14 protein-coding genes, 1 tRNA gene and 2 pseudogenes are annotated in these 19,703 nt (G+C 62.2%); 9 read left to right on the forward strand and 8 right to left on the reverse strand.

Annotated elements, in window-relative coordinates; all coding sequences use genetic code 11:
• The first annotated feature begins 46 nt into the window (after nucleotides 1-46).
• Nucleotides 47-1,396: an ABC transporter substrate-binding protein gene (locus LDP01_RS10190; protein WP_224088857.1), complete on the forward strand. Its 1,350-nt coding sequence runs from the start codon at nucleotides 47-49 to the stop codon at nucleotides 1,394-1,396.
• A 102-nt stretch (nucleotides 1,397-1,498) separates the two neighbouring features.
• The gene (locus LDP01_RS10195; RefSeq protein ID WP_224088858.1) at nucleotides 1,499-3,667 is read left to right on the forward strand and encodes an alpha-galactosidase; all 2,169 of its coding nucleotides are present in this window, start codon (nucleotides 1,499-1,501) and stop codon (nucleotides 3,665-3,667) included.
• 51 nt (nucleotides 3,668-3,718) lie between these two features.
• On the opposite strand, the gene aroQ is transcribed toward LDP01_RS10195, so the two are convergent.
• Nucleotides 3,719-4,183, reverse strand: coding sequence for a type II 3-dehydroquinate dehydratase (gene aroQ, locus LDP01_RS10200; RefSeq protein ID WP_224088859.1), 465 nt, complete (start codon nucleotides 4,181-4,183; stop codon nucleotides 3,719-3,721).
• A 51-nt stretch (nucleotides 4,184-4,234) separates the two neighbouring features.
• The gene (locus LDP01_RS10205; RefSeq protein ID WP_224088860.1) at nucleotides 4,235-5,419 is read right to left on the reverse strand and encodes a MarP family serine protease; all 1,185 of its coding nucleotides are present in this window, start codon (nucleotides 5,417-5,419) and stop codon (nucleotides 4,235-4,237) included.
• Between the two features lie 235 nt (nucleotides 5,420-5,654).
• Between LDP01_RS10205 and LDP01_RS10210 the strand changes: the two genes are divergently transcribed.
• The gene (locus LDP01_RS10210; RefSeq protein WP_011775987.1) at nucleotides 5,655-6,332 is read left to right on the forward strand and encodes a Crp/Fnr family transcriptional regulator; all 678 of its coding nucleotides are present in this window, start codon (nucleotides 5,655-5,657) and stop codon (nucleotides 6,330-6,332) included.
• Between the two features lie 166 nt (nucleotides 6,333-6,498).
• On the opposite strand, the pseudogene LDP01_RS10215 reads toward LDP01_RS10210, so the two are convergent.
• The 3 genes and pseudogenes from LDP01_RS10215 to sp36 all read right to left on the reverse strand — a co-directional run bounded on the left by LDP01_RS10215 (nucleotide 6,499) and on the right by sp36 (nucleotide 8,123).
• A pseudogene (locus LDP01_RS10215) lies at nucleotides 6,499-7,411 on the reverse strand (NUDIX hydrolase).
• 17 nt (nucleotides 7,412-7,428) lie between these two features.
• Nucleotides 7,429-7,965 carry a RidA family protein gene (locus LDP01_RS10220; protein WP_224088861.1) on the reverse strand — a complete coding sequence of 179 codons (537 nt, stop codon included), beginning with the start codon at nucleotides 7,963-7,965 and terminating at the stop codon, nucleotides 7,429-7,431.
• 2 nt (nucleotides 7,966-7,967) lie between these two features.
• Complete coding sequence (gene sp36 / locus LDP01_RS10225; protein ID WP_011775990.1) at nucleotides 7,968-8,123, reverse strand: Sp36 family protein; 156 nt, start codon at nucleotides 8,121-8,123, stop codon at nucleotides 7,968-7,970.
• Here sp36 and LDP01_RS10230 point away from each other — a divergent pair.
• The 5 genes from LDP01_RS10230 (at nucleotide 8,122) to LDP01_RS10250 (ending at nucleotide 15,376) form a co-directional block, all read left to right on the forward strand.
• Nucleotides 8,122-10,461: a transglycosylase domain-containing protein gene (locus LDP01_RS10230; protein WP_224088862.1), complete on the forward strand. Its 2,340-nt coding sequence runs from the start codon at nucleotides 8,122-8,124 to the stop codon at nucleotides 10,459-10,461. The genes sp36 and LDP01_RS10230 overlap by 2 nt on opposite strands.
• Before the next feature lie 2 nt (nucleotides 10,462-10,463).
• Nucleotides 10,464-11,411: a metallophosphoesterase gene (locus LDP01_RS10235; RefSeq protein WP_224088863.1), complete on the forward strand. Its 948-nt coding sequence runs from the start codon at nucleotides 10,464-10,466 to the stop codon at nucleotides 11,409-11,411.
• Between the two features lie 184 nt (nucleotides 11,412-11,595).
• The gene (locus LDP01_RS10240) at nucleotides 11,596-13,395 is read left to right on the forward strand and encodes an ABC transporter ATP-binding protein (protein WP_224088864.1); all 1,800 of its coding nucleotides are present in this window, start codon (nucleotides 11,596-11,598) and stop codon (nucleotides 13,393-13,395) included.
• Nucleotides 13,392-15,224 carry an ABC transporter ATP-binding protein gene (locus LDP01_RS10245; protein WP_224088865.1) on the forward strand — a complete coding sequence of 611 codons (1,833 nt, stop codon included), beginning with the start codon at nucleotides 13,392-13,394 and terminating at the stop codon, nucleotides 15,222-15,224. The genes LDP01_RS10240 and LDP01_RS10245 overlap by 4 nt, the downstream gene beginning before the upstream one ends.
• Before the next feature lie 75 nt (nucleotides 15,225-15,299).
• A tRNA-Pro gene (locus LDP01_RS10250) sits at nucleotides 15,300-15,376 on the forward strand.
• Between the two features lie 286 nt (nucleotides 15,377-15,662).
• Here the strand turns inward: LDP01_RS10250 and LDP01_RS10255 are convergent.
• The gene (locus LDP01_RS10255; RefSeq protein WP_224088866.1) at nucleotides 15,663-15,884 is read right to left on the reverse strand and encodes a hypothetical protein; all 222 of its coding nucleotides are present in this window, start codon (nucleotides 15,882-15,884) and stop codon (nucleotides 15,663-15,665) included.
• Between the two features lie 124 nt (nucleotides 15,885-16,008).
• Here LDP01_RS10255 and LDP01_RS10260 point away from each other — a divergent pair.
• A pseudogene (locus LDP01_RS10260) lies at nucleotides 16,009-17,290 on the forward strand (helix-turn-helix domain-containing protein).
• 73 nt (nucleotides 17,291-17,363) lie between these two features.
• On the opposite strand, the gene LDP01_RS10265 reads toward LDP01_RS10260, so the two are convergent.
• Entirely contained in the window at nucleotides 17,364-18,302 is a 939-nt protein-coding gene (locus tag LDP01_RS10265) for a phosphoribosylaminoimidazolesuccinocarboxamide synthase (protein WP_224088867.1), read from the reverse strand.
• A 2-nt stretch (nucleotides 18,303-18,304) separates the two neighbouring features.
• Nucleotides 18,305-19,663 carry a phosphoribosylamine--glycine ligase gene (gene purD / locus LDP01_RS10270; RefSeq protein WP_224088868.1) on the reverse strand — a complete coding sequence of 453 codons (1,359 nt, stop codon included), beginning with the start codon at nucleotides 19,661-19,663 and terminating at the stop codon, nucleotides 18,305-18,307.
• Nucleotides 19,664-19,703 lie beyond the last annotated feature (40 nt).

The raw sequence follows: 19,703 nt of genomic DNA on the forward strand, positions 1-19,703 counted from the left end.
CGGCATGGGCCGGACCGCACCCCATCCCGTCCTGAAAGGACACACCATGATGAACAAGAAGGCATTCGGCGCTGTCGCCGTAGCAGCAGCCGCCGCTCTCGCCCTGTCCGCCTGTTCGGGCGGAAGCGCCGGAGGAGATGCTGCCAAGGGCGAAATCAGCTACTGGCTCTGGGACGCCAACCAGCTCCCCGCCTACCAACAGTGCGCCGCGGACTTCACCAAGGCCAACCCGGACATCACCGTCAAGATCACCCAGACCGGCTGGGATGACTACTGGTCCAAGATCACCAACGGCATGGCCTCCGGCACCGCGCCGGACGTCTTTACCGACCACCTGTCCAAGTACCCGGACTTCCTCAAGACCAAGCAGCTCGTGGCACTTGACGACGCCGTCACCAAGGACAAGGTAGAGCTTTCGCAGTACAACGAGGGCCTCGCCGACCTCTGGGTGGGCCAGGACGGCAAGCGCTACGGCCTGCCCAAGGACTGGGACACCATCGCACTGTTCTACAACCAGAAGATGGCCACGGACGCCGGCATCACCCCGGAACAGATGGGCTCCCTGAACTGGAACCCGCAGGACGGCGGAACGTACGAGAAGGCGATCGCCCGCCTCACCGTGGACAAGAACGGCAAGCGCGGCGACGAAGCAGGCTTCGACAAGAACAACGTTGCCGTCTACGGATTGGGGCTGCCAGGTTCCGACGCCGAGAACGCCGGCCAGACGCAGTGGAGCTATCTGTCCGCCACCACGGGCTGGACCACCACGGACAAGAACCCCTGGGGCACCCACTTCAACTACGACGACGAGAAACTCCAGGACACCATTGACTGGTGGGCCTCACTCGCTGCGAAGGGCTACATGCCCAAGCTTGAAACCACCGTGGGCGCCAACGCTGCCGATAGCTTCGGCGCGGGGAAGGCTGCCATCAACAGCAATGGTTCCTGGATGATCGGCCAATACACCGGCTACAAGGGCATCGACGTCGGCATCGCCCCCACCCCTCAGGGCCCCGACGGCAAGCGCGCCTCCATGTTCAACGGCCTGGCCGATTCCATCTGGGCCGGCACGAAGAAAAAGGATGCTTCCATCAAGTGGGTCGAGTACCTCGGCTCTGCCGCGTGCCAGGACGTCGTCGCTTCCAAGGCCGTCGTGTTCCCGGCCATCACCACCTCTTCCGAGAAGGCCGCTGACGCCTTCAAGGCCAAGAACGTGGACGTCAGCGCCTTCACCCAGCATGTGAAGGACAAGACCACCTTCATGCTCCCCATCACGGACAACGCCGCCAAGGTTGCGGGAATCATGAAGCCGGCCATGGACGCGGTGATCGCCGGCAAGTCCCCGGCCAGTTCCCTTACGGCCGCCAACGAACAGGTCAACGCCCTCTTCAAGTAAAACCTCCCGTTGTGAGGCCTGCTCTGCGCTCTTTGACGCCCCGTTGGGACGCAGAGCAGGCCTCACAAGTCCAGCACCATCTTTTGAAAGCGACTCATACCCATGCACCCGCTCCATCTCCGTTCCGCAGGTACCAGCCTGGTGATCAGCACTCACCGAGGAGAGGCCGAAATATCCCACTGGGGAGCAGACCTGGGCGACGCCCTTCCGGACCTTTCCATCCTCAGTGAGCCCATCCCTCCTTCCTCGATCGACGCCAACGTGCCGGCCGGGCTCCTTCCCCAGGCTTCCTCCTCGTGGCAGGGCCGGACGGGATTGCGCGGACACCGGTTCACGGATGGAGTTCCCGGGCACGACTTCTCCGTACGCCTGCGGGCGGTGAGCGCCACCGGGGACGGGGGGTCGGCGGTGATCGTTCAATCAGATCCCGACGCCGGCATCACCGTCACGAGCAACCTCACCTTGCACCCGGGTGGGCTTTTGGAACTGCGGCACACCGTCACCAACGATGGCACGTCGCCTTTCCAGGTGGACGAATTGGCAACGATGCTCCCGGTGGCACCGGACGCCGTCGAGCTTTTGGACCTTACCGGCCGTTGGTGCCGCGAACGGCACCCACAGCGCAGGGCCATCCAGCAAGGAACCTGGGTCCGCACTGGCCGTCACGGCCGCACTGGGCACGATTCCTCGCTGCTGCTCGCGGCAGGAACCGCAGGCTTCGGCAACCGGCACGGCAAAGTCTGGGCCACGCATTTGGCGTGGAGCGGAAATCACGAGCAATTTGCTGACAGCGTAGCCGATGGCCGCACCATGATCGGCGGTTCCGAGCTCCTTGGTCCCGCAGAAGTAGTGCTGCAACCCGGTGAAAGCTACACGACGCCGGCGTTGTTTGCCGCCTACTCCGACCACGGTTTGGACGGCATCAGTGAAGCCTTCTACAGCTGGTTCCGGTCACGCCCGCACCACGTGGACGTCGCTGCAAAACCAAGGCCAGTGGTCCTCAACACCTGGGAAGCGGTGTACTTCGACCACAAACTGGACACCCTGATCGAGCTGGCGGAATCGGCTGCAGACCTTGGCGTTGAGCGTTTCGTGCTCGACGACGGGTGGTTCCGCGGACGCCGGGACGACCACGCCGGGCTGGGTGACTGGTACGTCGACGAGACCCTTTGGCCAAGCGGCCTGACGCCATTGATTGATGCAGTGACTTCGCGCGGGATGGAGTTTGGCCTCTGGGTTGAACCGGAGATGGTGAACCTTGACTCCGACATCGCCCGCGCCCACCCCGAGTGGATCGTTGGACCTTCTGCCCTGTCCTTCAAGGACGGTGGCCGGCTGCCTCTCGAATGGCGACACCAGCACATCATTGACCTCGTGAACCCCGAGGCGTGGCATTACGTTTTTGATCGGATTGACAGCCTGCTGCGGGAAAACAACATCAGTTACCTCAAGTGGGACCAAAACCGGGACCTCGTGGAGCACGGCCATGCGGGCCGTTCCTCCGTCCATGAACAGACCCTCGCCGCTTACCGGCTGTTCGATGCCCTCCGTGCAGCACATCCGGGTGTCGAGATCGAAAGTTGCTCCTCCGGTGGCGCCCGCGTGGACCTTGGGATCCTGGAACGCACCGACCGGATCTGGGCTTCGGATTGCAATGACGCGTTGGAGCGGCAAACCATCCAGCGCTGGACCGGTTTGGTGGTTCCCCCGGAGCTGGTGGGCGGACACATCGGACCGACCACCTCACACACCACGGCCCGGACGCATGACTTGTCGTTCCGGGCCATCACGGCGCTTTTTGGCCATTTCGGCATGGAATGGGACATCCGGGAAGTCCAGGGGGCTGAGCGTGAGGAACTCAAGCGGTTCATCACCCTGTACAAAGAGCACCGCGGATTGATCCACAGTGGACGGATGGTGCGGGCCGATGTGCCGGACGAGTCCATGATGCTGCACGGCGTGGTGGCTGACGCTCCGACGTCCGGTGCCACGGCTGCTCTGTTCGCCGTGGTCAAGACCCGGACAGGCTTTAGCGAACTGCCCGGACGGGTGACCATTCCAGGGTTGGATCCTGCCCGCTCATACCGGGTAGAAGCGATCTTCCCAGCACCCGGGGATGCCGACTACGGGCACACGTTCACTGAGGCAAAGCCGGCGCCGTGGGTGGCGTCCGGGGCTGAAGCTTCGGGACGCTTCCTGGGCGAGGTGGGCCTTCCGATGCCCGTCTTGAACCCGGAGCACGCGCTTTTGCTGCGGTTCACTGCCCTGTAGCCCTCTCTCACGTCCTGACGGCTCCCCGGGAACCCTCTCACATCCGCCCGGCTATACCGTTTCAGCCAGGTAATCAATGGCCAGCTTGTACCCGAGCACGCCCGCGCCCACGATGATCGCGTTACACACGCCGGATAAGTAGGAGTGGTGCCGGAACTCTTCGCGCTGATGAACGTTGGTGATGTGTACTTCAACGGCGGGCAGCTGAACTGCGGCCAGGGCGTCACGAAGTGCCACTGACGTGTGGGTGAAGGCACCGGCATTGATGACGATTCCCGACGCCGTTCCGCGTGCTGCATGGATGGCGTCGAGGAGGTCCCCTTCGTGGTTGGACTGAACGCAGTCCACCGTGAAGCCATGTGCAGCCGCCGCTGACATTGCCAGCTGCTCGACGTCGGCGAGCGTGGAAGTGCCGTACTTCTCGGGCTCCCTGGTGCCCAAAAGGTTAAGGTTCGGTCCGTTGATCACAAGAATGGTGGCGCGACCAGCTTCGGTGGCGGGGGTGGCTTCAGTCATGACTCCCAATCTATTAGGCGACGGGAGAATGTCCGGGAATTGCCCTCAAAGTTACTTGCGTGTGCACTGCCCGGGCGAAACCGGCGCACTAAGACCTGGAGCTTGGGCAGCCACCGGCTGGATGTCCTCCATGGTGAGTGCGAAGCCAACCGCAGCATCAGTAGTGGTCTTGGCAAAGATCAAGCCGGCTACCTGCCCCTGCATGGTGAGCAGCGGCCCTCCGGAGTTACCGGGTTGAACGTCGCCCGCAAGCTTGTAGACCAACTCCGGAGAGGGATTGCTGCCATAAATATCAGGAACAAGAATGGTCGAAATTCCTTGGACGGTTGCCGGTTTGGACTGGAAGGGACCTCCATGCGGGTAGCCGGCAAAAGCTGCAGGGCTGCCGGCGGCCAGGTCTGGACTCAGCTGAAGTGGATCCGATGAAAGTCCGTCCACGGCCAAAACCGCGATATCCCGCTGGGAGTCGAAGTAGACCACCCGACCCGGCAACGCGCCGCCGTCGGGAATCTCGACCACCGGCTGCGACACGCCCGCCACAACGTGTGCATTGGTCACGACGCGCCCGGGCGCCACCACAAATCCGGATCCAGTCTGGTTCTGGCCGCATTCAAAGGCCGTGCCCGCAATCTTCAGGACGGACTCGGCGGCCCGGTTCAGGGCTGGGGTGTCAGTGGACTCGTTGGGAACCGGAACCGGCGTCGCTGGGCCGAAGCCCTCAATCAGCTTGGGAATACCGTCGCCGATCACCGTTGATCGCAGTTGTGCCATCGTGGTTTTCACCGGCGTCGGCGTCAACGAATCGATGTATCGGATGACGCGCGACTGGGCCAACTGCTGTGAGACGAACGGCACACCAAGCGAACTGATGCTGAACGCCAGCATGGACATCACCAGAGCGGCAACCACCACGCTGACAACGCCACCAATCAACCGGTCAGCGGCGTGCAACGGCTTGATCCGCACAGCATGGCGGACTTTTCGCCCGATCATGGTCCCCAGCCCATGGCCCAAAGCAATAAGCACGACGGCGGCACCCACCGTTGCGGTCAGCCTCCAACCGCTGTCGCTCACCCAGCCGCTCACCAGTGGAACAGCCATGAATGCCGCAATCGCGCCGACCACAAAACCGGCAATTCCGCCCAGTGTCACCAGGAAGCCATTTCGCAGGCCATAGATCAGGTAGGACAGCAGCATCAAGATCAATGCCAAATCCAAAATCGTCAAGCCAAACACCAATGCTCCTCGTAACCGGGTAGCGCCAATTGTAGATGGGCACCCTGACAGGGAACCGTTAGTCCCATCACGATAAGGGGTCGCTCCGAGCCTTCAAAGGCACGGCAAACAAGGTCCGATAGGGGCAAAAACCGCGCCGTTTCAGCGTTTCGCCTGCCAAGTACGTCACAGAAGCTTAAAAATTCTGAAACAATGGCTGGAGCGCCACGACCGAAACTTATATTCAGGAGATTTCATGGACATCGAGGTATTGCGCCGCGCACCCCTCTTCGCCACCCTTGACGACGACGCATTCCGCTTGCTGACGGACGAACTCACCGAGGTGGACCTCTCACGCGGGGCTTCGGTATTCCGCGAAGGCGACCAGGGTGACCAGCTGTACTTCATCGTTTCCGGCAAGGTAAAGCTCGGCCGCACCTCCCCCGATGGCCGCGAGTCCCTGTTGGCCATCCTCGGCCCGGGAGAACTCTTCGGCGAAATGGCGTTGTTCGACCCCAGCCCCCGCACCGCCACGGCAACCGCCGTCTCCGAAACGCGCCTGGCAGGATTGAAGAACGAAAGCCTCAACGCGCTGCTCCGCACACGTCCCGAGGTTTCCGCGCAGCTGTTGCAGGCCCTCGCCCGCAGGCTCCGCCGCACCAACGATTCCCTGTCCGACCTCGTCTTCTCGGACGTCCCGGGCCGCGTCGCCAAGGCGCTCCTGGATCTGGCTGACCGCTTCGGCCGTCCGGCCACCGACGGCGTCCTGGTTGCCCATGAACTGACGCAGGAAGAACTCGCCCAGCTGGTGGGCGCTTCCCGCGAAACCGTCAACAAGGCACTGGCCGAGTTCGTCCAGCGCGGTTGGCTGCGACTGGAAGCGCGCGCCGTCGTCATTCTGGACATGCAGCGACTCCGCCAGCGTTCGCGCTAGTCCTTACAAAAGAGCCGCTCCGGTGATGAACCGGGGCGGCTTTTTTCGTCGGGATGTGAGAGAGCGTCTGTCAAAACCCGTCGGGATGTGAGAGAAGATCCGCCAAAACCCGTCGGGATGTGAGAGAGAATCCGCCAAAACCCGTCGGGAAGTGAGAGAAGATCCGTTAGCGCTCCCGCTGCGGCTCTCCGGCTACAGTCCTGGCGGCTTCGACCTCGAGCATGAGAATCCCGCCCTCGTCCACCAGTTTGGGTTGGTACACGTGGGCTTTGCGCTTGTAGCTCAGGTAGGCGATGCAGCCGTTGGCGTGGGCCATTTTTTCGAGCATGATTTCGGACCCCGGGACCAGGAGCTGGCCGAGGGTGAGTCCGACCGTGTTTTCCTGGGCTATTTCGTCACCGAGGGCCGTGGTGTCGCGGAGGGCGATGGCTTCCGCGGCGCACACCCAACGGCCCCAGACTCCCTTGCTGCCCAGGATGCTCGGCTGCTGGTTCACGGGGACCGTGGCGGCAAAATAGCGCGTGTTGAAACGGGTATGCGCGAAGTCGGGGCTGAGCCAGTTGACCAGGGGCTTCAGCAGGTCCGTGCGCAGTGAAAGGCCACGCTTGGCCAGCACTTCGCTGAAGGACTTCTCCTGGCTGGATACGGCTTCCCTGGCTTTCATCCATTCCACGGTGGAGTTGGCCTCCACGGTGGAGGAAGCGTCGGGGGCCGGCAAGGAGAACGCCGGTTTCCTCGAAGAGTTCGCGGATTGCGCCCACCACGTGGCGGCGGGCGAGTCCGACGTCGTCCGTTCCCATATGCTCAGCCCAGGACTGGGGTGAGGGACCCAACCAATCGATGGGGTCGTCGTCGGACGGGTCCAGGGATCCGCCCGGGAACGCGACGACACCCAGCGGCGAGGAGCCTGGCCTGTAACCAAGCCAGGTCTCCAGACCGGTGGGTGAGTCCCGCAAGAGGACGACGGATGATGCGTAGCGGGCGGCCCTGGGGGTCCGCTCGCCGAGCTCAAGCCAGTTTCGTGCCGCCCCTTCGAGTGCCGGGGGGAGTGCGAACAGGCGGCGGGCAAGCTGCGGCAATTGGGTGAACCGGTTCCTTAGCTGAATTCAGCGATGAGCTCGACTTCGACGGGAGAGTCGAGCGGCAGGACGGAAACACCGACGGCGGAGCGTGCGTGCTTGCCGGCGTCGCCCAATACCTGGCCGAGAAGTTCGGAGGCGCCGTTGATGACTCCGGGCTGGCCGGTAAACGTGGGTTCGGATGCAACAAAGCCAACTACTTTGACGATGCGGGTGATGCGGTCGAGGTCGCCGATGACGCTCTTGACGGCAGCGAGGGCGTTGATGGCACAAACAGCGGCGTAGCGCTTGGCATCCTCAGGATCGACTGTTGGTTCATCAGAGGTACCCAACTCGCCGAGCGAGACCTTGCCCGTAGCTTCGAGTTTGCCATTAATAAAGGGCAGCTGGCCGGACGTGTAAACGTAGTTGCCGGAGACGACCGCCGGCACGTAGTCGGCAACCGGCGTGGCGACCTCGGGAAGGGTCAAGCCGAGCTCGGCGAGACGCTGCTCAACAGCCGACGTCGGAGCGCCGGATTCCGCGGCAGACGTGGTTTCTGCGGGGGTTGTCATGATTACTGCTTCTCCCTCTTCAGGTATGCAACAAGGCCTTTGCCATCGGGTCCACCGACGACCTGGACAAGCTCCCAGCCGTCCTCGCCCCATTGGTCCAGAATCTGCTTCGTGGCGTGGATAATGAGCGGAATCGTGGCGTACTCCCATTTGGTCATGACAGAAAGCCTAGCCCTTGCCGGTAAAGTGGAAAACATGGTGACTCGCAAGAACCCCATATTCGACACTGCCACCACCCTCGGAAAGATTCTAGGTTTCCTTGGCGTGAGCGCGATTTGTGGCGTCCTGGTGGCGGGCCTGTTGGTCCCCGCAGCCGCCGTTTCGGGCAGTGCCGCAAGTGGTTCCATCCAGTTCTTTGACACTCTGCCGGCGGAGCTGCAGGTGGATCCGCCCAGCCAGAACACGACGATTCTGGCGAAGGACGGTACGCCGATCGCCTCCATCTACGCGGAGAACCGTACCAAGGTTCCGCTGGACCAAATGAGCCCGTTCATCAAGGACGCTGTCATCGCCATCGAGGACAGCCGTTTTTATGAGCACGGCGGCATCGATACCACCGGCATCATGCGAGCCATCGTGAGCACCGCCCGCGGCAACAAGCAGGGCGCGTCCACCATTACGCAGCAATACGTTAACAACGTCATCAATGAGTCGCTTGTGGCCTCCGGCAAGGACGAAGACGTCAAGCTGAACGGCCTGAACAAGGGCGTCGGCGATAAGCTCCGCGAGATGAAGCTGGCCATCGCCCTGGAGAAGAAGTTCTCCAAGGAGCAGATCCTTGAGGGCTACCTCAACATCGTCTTCTTCAACCGTGACGCGTATGGCATTGAAGCTGCCTCCAAGTTCTTCTTCAGCACTACTGCGAAGGATCTGACACTTCCGCAGGCAGCCTTGCTCGCTGGTTTGGTGAACAGCCCGTCCGCCTTCGATCCGATCACCAACCCGGATAACTCCAAGAAGCGGCGCGACCTCGTGCTGGCTGCCATGGTGAACCAGGGCAAGATCTCCCAGGCTGAGTACGACGAAGCGGTAGCCACCCCTGTCACCACCAAGGTCACTCCCGCACGCCAGGGTTGCGCGTACGCCACCATGGCTCCGTATTTCTGCGACTACGTGCTCCACTTGCTTTTGAACAACCCGGCGTACGGCGAGACCTCGGACGAGCGCGAAAAGCGGGTGATGCGCGGTGGCCTGACCATCCGGACCACCCTTGATCCCACTGCGCAGACCGTTGCCCAGCAGCAGGTTGATGGGACAGCCGGTGCCAACCCGGACAAGTGGGGTGCCTCGATCGTCTCGGTCCAACCGGGTACCGGCCAGATCGTCAGCATGGCCCAGAACACTGTCTGGCTGCCCCAAGAGGGCAAGTTCGATCAGACCCAGAACTTCAATGTGGACGTCCTCGATGCCGAAGGCAACGACCTCAATGGCATCGGCGGTTTCCAGCCCGGTTCTACGATGAAGCCGTTTACGTTCGCTGAATGGCTGAACGAGGGCAAGTCGATGAATACGACGATTAATGCTTCGGTCCGCAGGTACCCCCAAAACTTCCGGTGGCGGAATACCTGTCCTGCACCCACTGTTGGCTGGTACGACGCCACGAACGGCACTTTCGACCTGCAGAACTCGGATGAGGGTTACTACAGAAACATGACGGTCCTCTACGGCCTCATGAACTCGATTAACACCGCCACCTTTGCTTCTGCTGCCCAGCTGGACCTGTGTGGCATCCAGGGCATTGTCGATGCCACGGGCATCCATGGAGGCCTGCCTGCACGGGATGACACCGGTAAGATCACGGATCCCAACCCCAAGGTGCCCATGACCACTCTGGGTAACCTCATTGGTTCCACCCAGACTGCACCTCTCACCATGGCAACGGCGTTCGCCACGTTCGCTGCCGACGGTAAATACTGTGCGCCAATCGCGATTACTTCGGTGAAGGACCAGTCCGGCGCCGATCTCCCGGCGCAGTCCTCCAACTGCAAGGATGCCGTCAAACCTGAAGTTGCCCGGGGCGTGGCGTATGCCATGCAGGAAGTCTTGAACGCCGGTTCGGGTTCGCTGATCCGCCCTGCCCTTTCCACGCGTAACAACTTCCCCGTAGCCGCCAAGACCGGTACCAACGACACCAACGGTTCCACCTGGGTTGTCGGCTACACCACCGGGTTGGCAACGGCTTCCTGGTTCGGTGACCCTTTGGGTGACCAGAAGCGACCGGGCCGGAACCTGACCGTCAACGGCAAGTTCTACCAGTCGATCGACGGTTACATGATTGCTGGTCCGCAGTTCACCAACTACATGCTGGCCGTTGCCCCTGCATATGGCACCAACCCGTTCCAGGCGCCCCCGTCCAACCTCCTCGGAGGCCCCGCTCCACAGCGCAGTACCGCCCCGGCACCTACGCAAAACAATCCCGCCCCGCCGGCACCCCCTACCAACACTGGCGGCAATAGCGGCAATGGCGGCAACGGCAACGGCCCTGGCAAGGACTAACCGTGCAGTTCCCTGATTCCCTGGCAAACCGCGTCCGCACTATCGGGCGCGGTTTCGCCGTCACCACTGCCCTCGGTGCCACTGCCGGCGCGGCAGCTGCTGCCTACGGTTGGTGGGAAAAGGACCAGTTCGGGGTCCGTCATGAGACTCTCCCCATCCTCCCCGAAGGGTCGGAACCGTTCCGCGTACTGCACCTGAGCGATATCCATTTCGTTCCCGGACAGGACAAGAAAACCCAGTGGCTGCAGTCTTTGGTGGATTTGAAGCCCGATCTTGTAGTCAACACCGGAGACAACCTCAGCCACGAACAGGCCGTCGATCCACTGATCAGCGCGCTCCGGCCTCTCATGGAATTTCCCGGCGTCTTCGTCCCGGGCTCCAACGACTACTACGCACCCAGGATCAAGAACCCTGCGGGCTACTTCCGCGGACCGTCGAAGCTCAGGACCGATCCCATCAAGCTCGACTGGCCCAGATTGCGGTCTGCTTTCGGCATGGGAGGCTGGATCGACCTCACCAACCGTGCGCAGTCGGTGGTGTTGAACGGCCTGCGTTTCGATTTCTCGGGCGTAGACGATCCCCACTTGAAGCGCGAACGCTATGCCGGTTGGCCCCGCGGCACCGTGAACCAGGATGCCCGCCCTCATTTGAGGGTCGCCGTCATCCATGCGCCGTACCAGCGCGTCCTGGACCACTTCACCGAAGCCGAGGCAGACCTGATCCTCGCCGGACATACTCACGGTGGCCAGATCTGCCTCCCGGGTTACGGCGCTCTCGTCTCCAACTGCGACCTGCCGACATGGCGGGCCAAGGGCCTCCACGACTGGGAAAGCGACGGGTTCACGACGCCGGTGAACGTCTCAGGCGGCATTGGCACCTCGCGCTACGCCCCGGTCCGGATCGCGTGCCGCCCGGAAGCGGTCCTGCTGACACTCACGGCCCGCAGCTAATCGCCGCGCGCAGCTAAAACGCCGCGCGCATCTCAACGCATGGACCATTACGAATCCCAATAACTGGGGAACTTTCCACATACCAAAGTGTGGTCCTGTGAAACGAATCACGGCATGGCATAGGGTAGTTGCTACGGGAAACTACCTCCGCACCATCTGAAGATCCAGCTGTTGAGAAGCGGGCATGTCCAAACAAACGTCATTCTTCACATCCGTCGGCCGCCTGTACCCTCATGTGCGGCCCATCCTCCCCCGGCTTTTTATGGGCCTCCTCTGTGCACTGCTCGCCAGCATCGTCGCGCTGACCATCCCCCAGGTGCTGCGTGTATTGGTCAACACGTCGCTTCAACCCGGGGGTGACCCAGGCGCTGTCTGGATTGCCGCCGTCGTGATTCTTGCGCTTGGTGCGGCCGAAGCCGGACTGGTGGCCTTGCGCAGGCAGTTCGTGATCAACCCGGCCACGACGGTTGAGACGAGGATGCGAGTATCGCTGTACGGTCACCTCCAGCAGCTCACAGTGTCTTTCCATGATCGCTGGGGCTCCGGCCAGTTGCTGTCCCGCGCCATGACGGACTTGAGTTTTCTGCGCCGCTGGATGGCGTTCGGCGCGATCATGCTGGTGGTCACCACGTTGACAGTGATTATTGGCGTCGGAGTCATGTTCTCCATGAGTTGGCAACTGGCGTTGATCTTCCTCGGCGCGGCTGTGCCGATCATGGTCAATTCGTTCCGCTTCCGCCGTCGCTTCAGCCGGGTCACACGCCTCAGCCAGGATCAGGCGGGCGATCTTGCTACCACCGTGGAAGAGTCCGTCCACGGCATCCGCGTCCTGAAGGCTTTCGGCCGCAGCCGCGAAGCGCTGGAGAATTTCAACGGTCAGGCGGAAGAGCTGCGGCAGACGGAGATTGCCAAGGCGAAGCAGCAAGCCGGCTTCACGCTGGTGGTCACGTTGCTGCCTGAGTTGGCACTGGGCGTCGGACTGGTGGTGGGCATCATGCTCGCAGCAAGCGGACAGTTGAGTATCGGCTCGCTGGTTGCGTTCTTCGCCACCGCCGCCGTGGTGGCCACTCCCGTGGAATTTTCCGGCATGCTCCTGGCCATGGCACTGACTGCCAAGACTGCACTGGACCGCCACTTCGAAGTCATGGATACCGAGAACACCATCACTTCGCCGGATCATGCCGAGGTGCCGGCAACGGTGAGGGGAGCCTTGCGCTTTGAGCACGCGGGCTTCGGATTCGACGACGGCGGGATGCTCCTGCACGACATCACCCTGGACATTCGTCCGGGCGAAACCATGGCACTGGTGGGCATCACCGGCAGTGGCAAGAGCGCCCTGCTGCAACTGGTCCCCCGCCTGTACGACGTCAAGGAAGGCTCCGTGACGATTGACGGCGTGGACGTCCGCGACTACGACATCGAGGAACTCCGGCGGATCGTGGCGGTGGCTTTCGAGGACACCACATTGTTCTCAAGCTCGGTACGGGACAACGTCCTGCTCGGCGCCGCTGAGCCCAGCGAGGCCGCCCTTGACGAAGCTTTGGACGTCGCGCAAGCCCACTTCGCGTACTCTTTGCCGGACGGTGTCGACACCCTGATTGGTGAGGAAGGATTGAGCCTTTCAGGTGGCCAGCGGCAGCGCATTGCCCTCGCCAGGGCCATCGCTGCGAAGCCAAAAGTCCTGGTCCTGGACGATCCTCTTTCGGCCTTGGACGTCAACACTGAGGAACGCGTGGAAGCAAGGCTGCGCGAGGTACTTCACGAGACAACCACGCTGATCGTCGCACACCGGCCTTCGACCGTGGCATTGGCGGACCGCGTGGCATTGCTTGAGAACGGAACCATCACCGCAGTCGGAACCCACACGGAACTGTTGGCCGAAAACGCCCACTACCGCTACGTCATCGCAAGCCTGGATACCGGACCGAGAGACCTGGACAGCGAACTGGACGAGCTCGAAGACGCCGAGGAGGCCCGCCGGTGAGCGCCACAACCTTTGGAACCGCCAACGAGGACAACACGCTCCTGAGCAAAGCAGACAGCAAAGCAGTACGACGCCGGTCACTCGCCTTGCTGGGCTCGCTGATCCGCCCGGTGCGGTTGCGTTTCTGGATGACGATCGTGATGGTGGTGGTTTCGCAGCTCACCCGCGTTGCTGGGCCGGCCCTGATCGCCTTTGGGATCGACACCGCCTTGCCCGCATTGCAAGCCGGTGACAATGGCCCGTTGGTGCTCGCCGGTGCGTTGTACCTGGCTGCGGCCGTTGCCACGGCTGCCATGACGGCCCTGTATGTAACGTCCACAGCCCAATTGAGCCAGGCCATGCTGCTGGACCTCCGGGTCCGCGTCTTCAGGCACACCCAGCGGTTGAGCCTTGAATTCCATGAGAAGTACACGTCCGGCCGCATCATCGCCCGTCAAACCTCGGACCTCGAAGCGCTGCGGGAATTGCTGGACTCCGGCGTAAGCTCCCTCGCGTCGGGCATGCTGTTCATGCTCTTCACGGCCTTCACGGTATTTGCCTTGGACTGGCGCAGTGGATTGATCATGCTTGCGGCGGGTGTGCCCATGTTCTTCCTCGCGCGCTGGTACCAAAAGCATTCACAGATTGCCTTCCGGGAATCCCGCGTGGTTTCGGCGCGGTTGATCGTGCACTTCGTAGAAACCATGACCGGTATCCGTGCAGTGAAGGCGTTCCGCAAGGAGCGTGAGAACGCTGACCGCTATGGCGCACTGGCTGAGGACTACCGCAAGAACACCGTCCGCTCCATCAACCTGAACGGCATCTTCCAGCCGGGACTGGTGCTGATCGGCAACGTGTGTGTGGCTGCAGTCCTGTTGTTCGGCGGGTTCAGGGTGCTCAGCGGAGACCTCGCCGTGGGCGTCCTCCTGGCCCTCATCCTGTCCACCAAGCGCTTCTTCCAGCCGGTGGACCAGATGGCCATGTTCTACAACTCTTTCCAGAGCGCACAGGCGGCATTGGAAAAAGTATCCGGGCTCCTGGAGGAAGTGCCTACCGTCCGGCCTCCGAAGAACCCTGTGCCGCTGAACAGTTCACGCGGAGAGATCGACTTCAAGGGTGTGCAGTTCGGGTACAGCGATGGCAAGGTGGTTGTGCCCAAGCTGGACCTGCACATTCCCGCTGGCCAAACCGTTGCCCTGGTCGGGCAGACAGGCGCCGGTAAGTCCACCTTGGCCAAACTCGTTGCGCGCTTCTACGACGTCACGTCCGGTGCCATCACTTTGGACGGAGTTGACCTTCGCGACCTCGCTACCGCCGACCTACGCCGCGCAGTGGTCATGGTGACCCAGGAAGCCTTCCTTTTCAGTGGCTCCGTGGCGGAGAACATCGCATTGGGACGACCTGAAGCTTCCCGAGCCGAAATAGAGGCTGCGGCTAAAGCAGTGGGCGCCCATGAATTCATCCTGAGCTTGCCCGAAGGATATGACACGGATGTCAATAAGCGTGGTGGGCGCGTCTCATCGGGCCAGCGCCAACTTATCGGCTTCGCCAGGGCCTTCCTCGCCGCGCCGGCCGTCCTGATTCTGGACGAAGCAACGTCGTCGCTGGATATTCCTTCGGAGCGGATGGTCCAGGCAGGGCTTGCGCATCTTCTGGAGGGTGTCGCCGGCCAGAATGCTGCCCGCACTGCCATCATCATCGCCCACCGTCTCTCCACTGTGGAGACAGCAGACAGGGTGCTGGTGGTCCACGACGGCAGGATTGTCGAGGACGGAACACCGGCCGAGCTGATCACCGGTGGCGGCCGGTTTGCGCGGCTTCATGGTGCATGGAGGGACTCGCTCGTGTGAGGAGCGACACCGTCTTCTCGATTTCGCATCCCGCAGCGATTCAGCTATCCTTGAACAGTTGCTTTCGCAGCGGATCGGGATGTAGCGCAGCTTGGTAGCGCGCTTCGTTCGGGACGAAGAGGTCGCAGGTTCAAATCCTGTCATCCCGACCAAATACGAAAATGGCGTCGAGAAATCGGCGCCATTTTCGTTTACCCGGATCCCCCGGATCCCCCGGATTCCCTGGATCCCCCGGAGCAGCCACCCACGACGCGCTTCCACCACGTTGCGCATCTTCACCCGCGCCACGCGTCCCCGACAGCGACTCCCAAATCCGGGTGTCGTCTGCCCGTTGCCGGCTCCTGGGCGAATGTGGGTGTCGCCGGAGCGCTCCCGGGCAAAAGAAAACCCCGGAGCATCGCTCGTCACGCTCCGGGGTTTTCCTCAGTAGTTACTGATTTACATAGGATCCGGCCAGTTGCCGATGGACGACGTCGTGTACGTCGTGTCACCGGACTTGGTAGGTGCCGTGGTGGTGGACCTCATAGGATCGGGCCAGTTACCAATAGCACTTACCGAGCCGGAATCTGCCGCTGCAGCAGCAGAGACGACTGCGGGAGCCGCAACCGTAAAAGCGAGAGCGCCTGCCAAGGCCACAGAAGCAGCCATTTTCTTGAACATATTGTTCCCCAATGCGAGTCGGATTCGTTACGGAAATTGCACGGTCCCTGTTGACATACATTGTAAAATGTTTTCCACAGAGACTGTCAAGGTTTAGGTCAAAAGACACCTGTAGGAGGGCCCCGTGGGAAACGGATTCGGCGAGAAGCTACGTGCCGAACGGCTCGAACGCGGGTTGACGCAGGCAGAACTGGGCAAAAACCTGTATTCCCCGAGCTACATTTCGCTGCTAGAAACAGGTCGACGCGAGCCGACTGCCGAGGTCATCGAGGAGCTGGCACGCAGGCTTGAGTTGGCGCCCAAGGCGTTGGAAGCCTGGAGCCAGCCCGTTTCGGTGAGCGATGCAGAGTACGTGCTCGCCGGCTTGTATGCCCGGCAAGCATGGGACCTGCGCGACTACCAACTCGCAGCAAGCCACGCAGCCACTGCGGCGCAGATCGCCCTCGAGGCGAAGAACAACAGCGCCTGGTGGAACATGACCTACATGCAGGCCGAATGCGTGATGAAGCAAGGCCAGCTCAAAGAATGCCAACAAATTGTTGAGCACTTGCTGGAACATCCCATGGCCACGGAATCAGCGGGCCTTGGCGTGCGGGCATGGCAGATGCTTGCCGCAGTCTGTCACGGACAGGGTCAGCTGGCCACCGCCGTCGAGCATGCAAAGAAGGCCGTGCAACTGTCCGAACAGCTGCCCAAGGGATCCACGCTGATCATCGGCGCGCACCGCGCGCTGATCGGCGCCCTCGCGGAGAGCGGCAAGCTGGATGAAGCATGGCAGTACTGCCTGACCATGGTCGAGCACATGGACGAGCACTCCATGTCCCAACTGGCCGGCGAGGTAGCGTGGGTAGTGGGCAACGTTGCTTTCATGCGGCACGACTACGTGGAGGGCATCAAGCACCACGAACGCGCGGCGAAGCTGCTCTCCCCGGCCAACGACATCGAACTGTGGGCCCGTTTCAACAAGGCATCGGCGGCCGTCAGGTTGTCCTCCGGCATTGTTGAGCCCGAAACCCTGTCCGCGATTGAACGTGCTGAGCTGGCGTTGTCCATTGTCGGGGGAAACAAGACGGACCAGCTTGAAGTAGCGTTCATCCGTGCCCGCTGGCTCTACCTGACGGGCGATATTCCGGCCGCGGTGGACAAGCTTCGCGAGATCTACAAGGACCGCAAGGTGTTGGCCCGCCACACGGCTGGAGAGGTCTCCCTGTTGCTGGGAAAGTCCTTGAAGGCAGCAGGTGAAACCACGGAGGCCCCTGCACTACCTGGAAGAGGCCCAGCACGACTTCAGTGCAGCCGGCGCCTCGGACCGGGTCCAGCAAGCCATGGATGCTGTCCTGGAGATCCGCCTGGCGGAACGCCGCGCCGCTGCATCACACCCGGAAGCGCACTCCGAAGCCAGCTAACCCAAGTAAGTAGCAGATAAGGCCGTTTTGAGAGCTCAAAACGGCCTTATCTGCTACCCAGTTGGGGAAAGGTTCAGGCGAACGTGCGCCCTGTGAGTTTCTCGTAGGCTTCCACGTAGCGGGCGCGAGTGCGCTCCACGACTTCAGCGGGCAAGGCCGGCGGTGGCGTGTCCGAGGACTTGTCCCAGCCCGACTCGGCCGAGGTTAGCCAGTCGCGGACGTACTGCTTGTCATACGAGGGCTGCGACTTGCCCGGCGCATAAGTGGATGCGTCCCAGAAACGGGAGGAGTCCGGGGTAAGGACTTCATCGCCCAACGTGATGATGCCCGTGTACGTGTCGAGGCCGAACTCCACCTTGGTGTCGGCCAGGATGATGCCCCGCTCGCGGGCGATCTCCTCAGCACGGGTGTAGATCTTCAGCGTGAGTTCGCTGAGGCGGGCGGCGATGTCGTCACCGACCATGGCGACGACGTCGTCATAGGTGATGTTGACGTCGTGCTCGCCGACGTCCGCCTTGGCAGATGGCGTAAACAGCGCCTTCTCCAGGCGCGAACCGTCAACAAGCCCCTCGGGAAGCGGGATGTTGCAGACCGTGCGGGACTGCTTGTACTCCTCCAGCCCGGAACCGGTGAGGTAGCCACGGGCGATGCACTCCACCGGGAACATCTCCAGCTTCTTGCAGATCATGGCCCGGCCTTCGACCGCGGCCGGAACGCCACCCTCAACCGTGGAGGCCAGCACGTGGTGCTCAACGTCCAACTGATCGAACCACCACAGGCTGAGCTGCGTCAGGATGCGGCCCTTGTCAGGGATTTCGCTGCTCAGGACATGGTCATAGGCACTGATGCGGTCGCTGGCAACCACCAGTACGCATTCCTGCCCTACCTTTTCCGTGATGGATTCATCGGTTGGGACGTAGAGGTCACGAACCTTGCCGGAATAGACGTGCCTCCAGCCCGGAAGCTGCAGGGTCTCGGTCTTAAAGCCGCCCGTGGGGAGCGAATCAGTCATGCTCAGGCCTGTACTTTCGGGATGGTTCCGGTTGCTGCGTAGGGCACTCGGATTTCGCCGCGGGCGGCCTTGCCTCCGATATCCGTACGGAACTGTGAGCCTTCAAGCTGAACCAGCTCAACGCCGTCGTACGCTTTTTCGCGGGCCTCCACAAGATCCGAACCGAGCGCGACCACGGCGAGGACGCGGCCGCCGGCCGAAACCACTTTGCCTTCCGCGTCCAGCTTGGTGCCGGCGTGGACAACGTGGACGCCATCGAGCTCGTCCACCTTCTTCAGGCCGCGGATGCGATCCCCTGTGCGGGGAGCATCCGGATAGTTTTCGGCGGCCACGACGACGGCGACTGCCGTGTCCTTGGACCAGCGCAGCTCCTCGGCGGTGTCCAGTTCGCCCTTGGCAGCTGCCAGAAGCAACGCACCGAGCGGGGTCTTGAGCCGGGCGAGGACTGCCTGAGTCTCGGGGTCGCCGAAGCGCACGTTGAACTCGATGACGCGCGTGCCGCGCGAGGTGAGTGCAAGGCCGCAGTACAGCACACCGATAAAGGGTGTGCCGCGGCGGGCCATCTCATCCACGGTGGGCTGGGCGACGCGGTCGATAACTTCCTGGACCAAGCCCTCGGGAGCCCACTCGAGGGGGGTGTAGGCGCCCATGCCACCGGTGTTGGGGCCTTCGTCGTTGTCGAAGATGCGCTTGAAGTCCTGCGCCGGAGACAGGGGAACGGTGGTGCGTCCATCGCAGAGGACGAACAAGGAAACTTCGGGTCCGTCGAGGAACTCTTCAATGACAACTGTTCCACCGGCGTCGAAACAAGCCTGCGCGTGCGCGAGTGCTTCCTCGCGATCGTTGGTGACTACAACGCCCTTGCCTGCGGCGAGGCCATCGTCCTTCACAACGTGCGGAGCGCCAAACGTAGCAAGGGCATCGGCTGCTTCCTCGGCGTTGGTGGCAACGCGGGCCATGGCCGTGGGAACGCCGGCCTCAGCCATGATCTGCTTGGCGAACGCCTTGGACGCTTCGAGCTGGGCGGCTTCCTTGCTGGGTCCGAAGACCGGGATCCCGGCGGCACGGACGGCGTCCGACACTCCGGCGGCCAAGGGAGCCTCCGGGCCGACGACAACCAAGTCCACTGCCAGCTTGGTGGCGAGCGCGGACACGGCTTCCGGGTTGTTCCCGTCAATTGCGTGCGTGGGAACGAGTTTGCTGATGCCCGCGTTGCCCGGAGCCGCGTGGACCTCGGAAACGTTGGGATCTTCAAGCAGAGAGCGGACAATGGCGTGTTCGCGGCCGCCTGGGCCAATGACGAGTACCTTCACAGTCTTCAAGGGTACTTTGTGTAGGGCGCGGGGCCTAAGCTGTGTCATTCCCCCGGCAGCGGATGACTGGATCCGGAACCGCGCCCGG

This window comes from Arthrobacter sp. StoSoilB13 (assembly GCF_019977255.1).
GTDB lineage: Bacteria > Actinomycetota > Actinomycetes > Actinomycetales > Micrococcaceae > Arthrobacter.

Bases quoted from the DNA above. Each gene is read 5' to 3' on its own strand.
- LDP01_RS10190 (WP_224088857.1), top strand. From the start codon at position 47: ATGATGAACAAGAAGGCATTCGGCGCTGTCGCCGTAGCAGCAGCCGCC.
- LDP01_RS10195 (WP_224088858.1), top strand. From the start codon at position 1,499: ATGCACCCGCTCCATCTCCGTTCCGCAGGTACCAGCCTGGTGATCAGC.
- aroQ (WP_224088859.1), bottom strand. From the start codon at position 4,183: ATGACTGAAGCCACCCCCGCCACCGAAGCTGGTCGCGCCACCATTCTT.
- LDP01_RS10210 (WP_011775987.1), top strand. From the start codon at position 5,655: ATGGACATCGAGGTATTGCGCCGCGCACCCCTCTTCGCCACCCTTGAC.
- LDP01_RS10220 (WP_224088861.1), bottom strand. From the start codon at position 7,965: ATGACAACCCCCGCAGAAACCACGTCTGCCGCGGAATCCGGCGCTCCG.
- LDP01_RS10230 (WP_224088862.1), top strand. From the start codon at position 8,122: ATGACAGAAAGCCTAGCCCTTGCCGGTAAAGTGGAAAACATGGTGACT.
- sp36 (WP_011775990.1), bottom strand. From the start codon at position 8,123: ATGACCAAATGGGAGTACGCCACGATTCCGCTCATTATCCACGCCACG.
- LDP01_RS10240 (WP_224088864.1), top strand. From the start codon at position 11,596: ATGTCCAAACAAACGTCATTCTTCACATCCGTCGGCCGCCTGTACCCT.
- LDP01_RS10255 (WP_224088866.1), bottom strand. From the start codon at position 15,884: ATGTTCAAGAAAATGGCTGCTTCTGTGGCCTTGGCAGGCGCTCTCGCT.
- LDP01_RS10265 (WP_224088867.1), bottom strand. From the start codon at position 18,302: ATGACTGATTCGCTCCCCACGGGCGGCTTTAAGACCGAGACCCTGCAG.
- purD (WP_224088868.1), bottom strand. From the start codon at position 19,663: ATGACACAGCTTAGGCCCCGCGCCCTACACAAAGTACCCTTGAAGACT.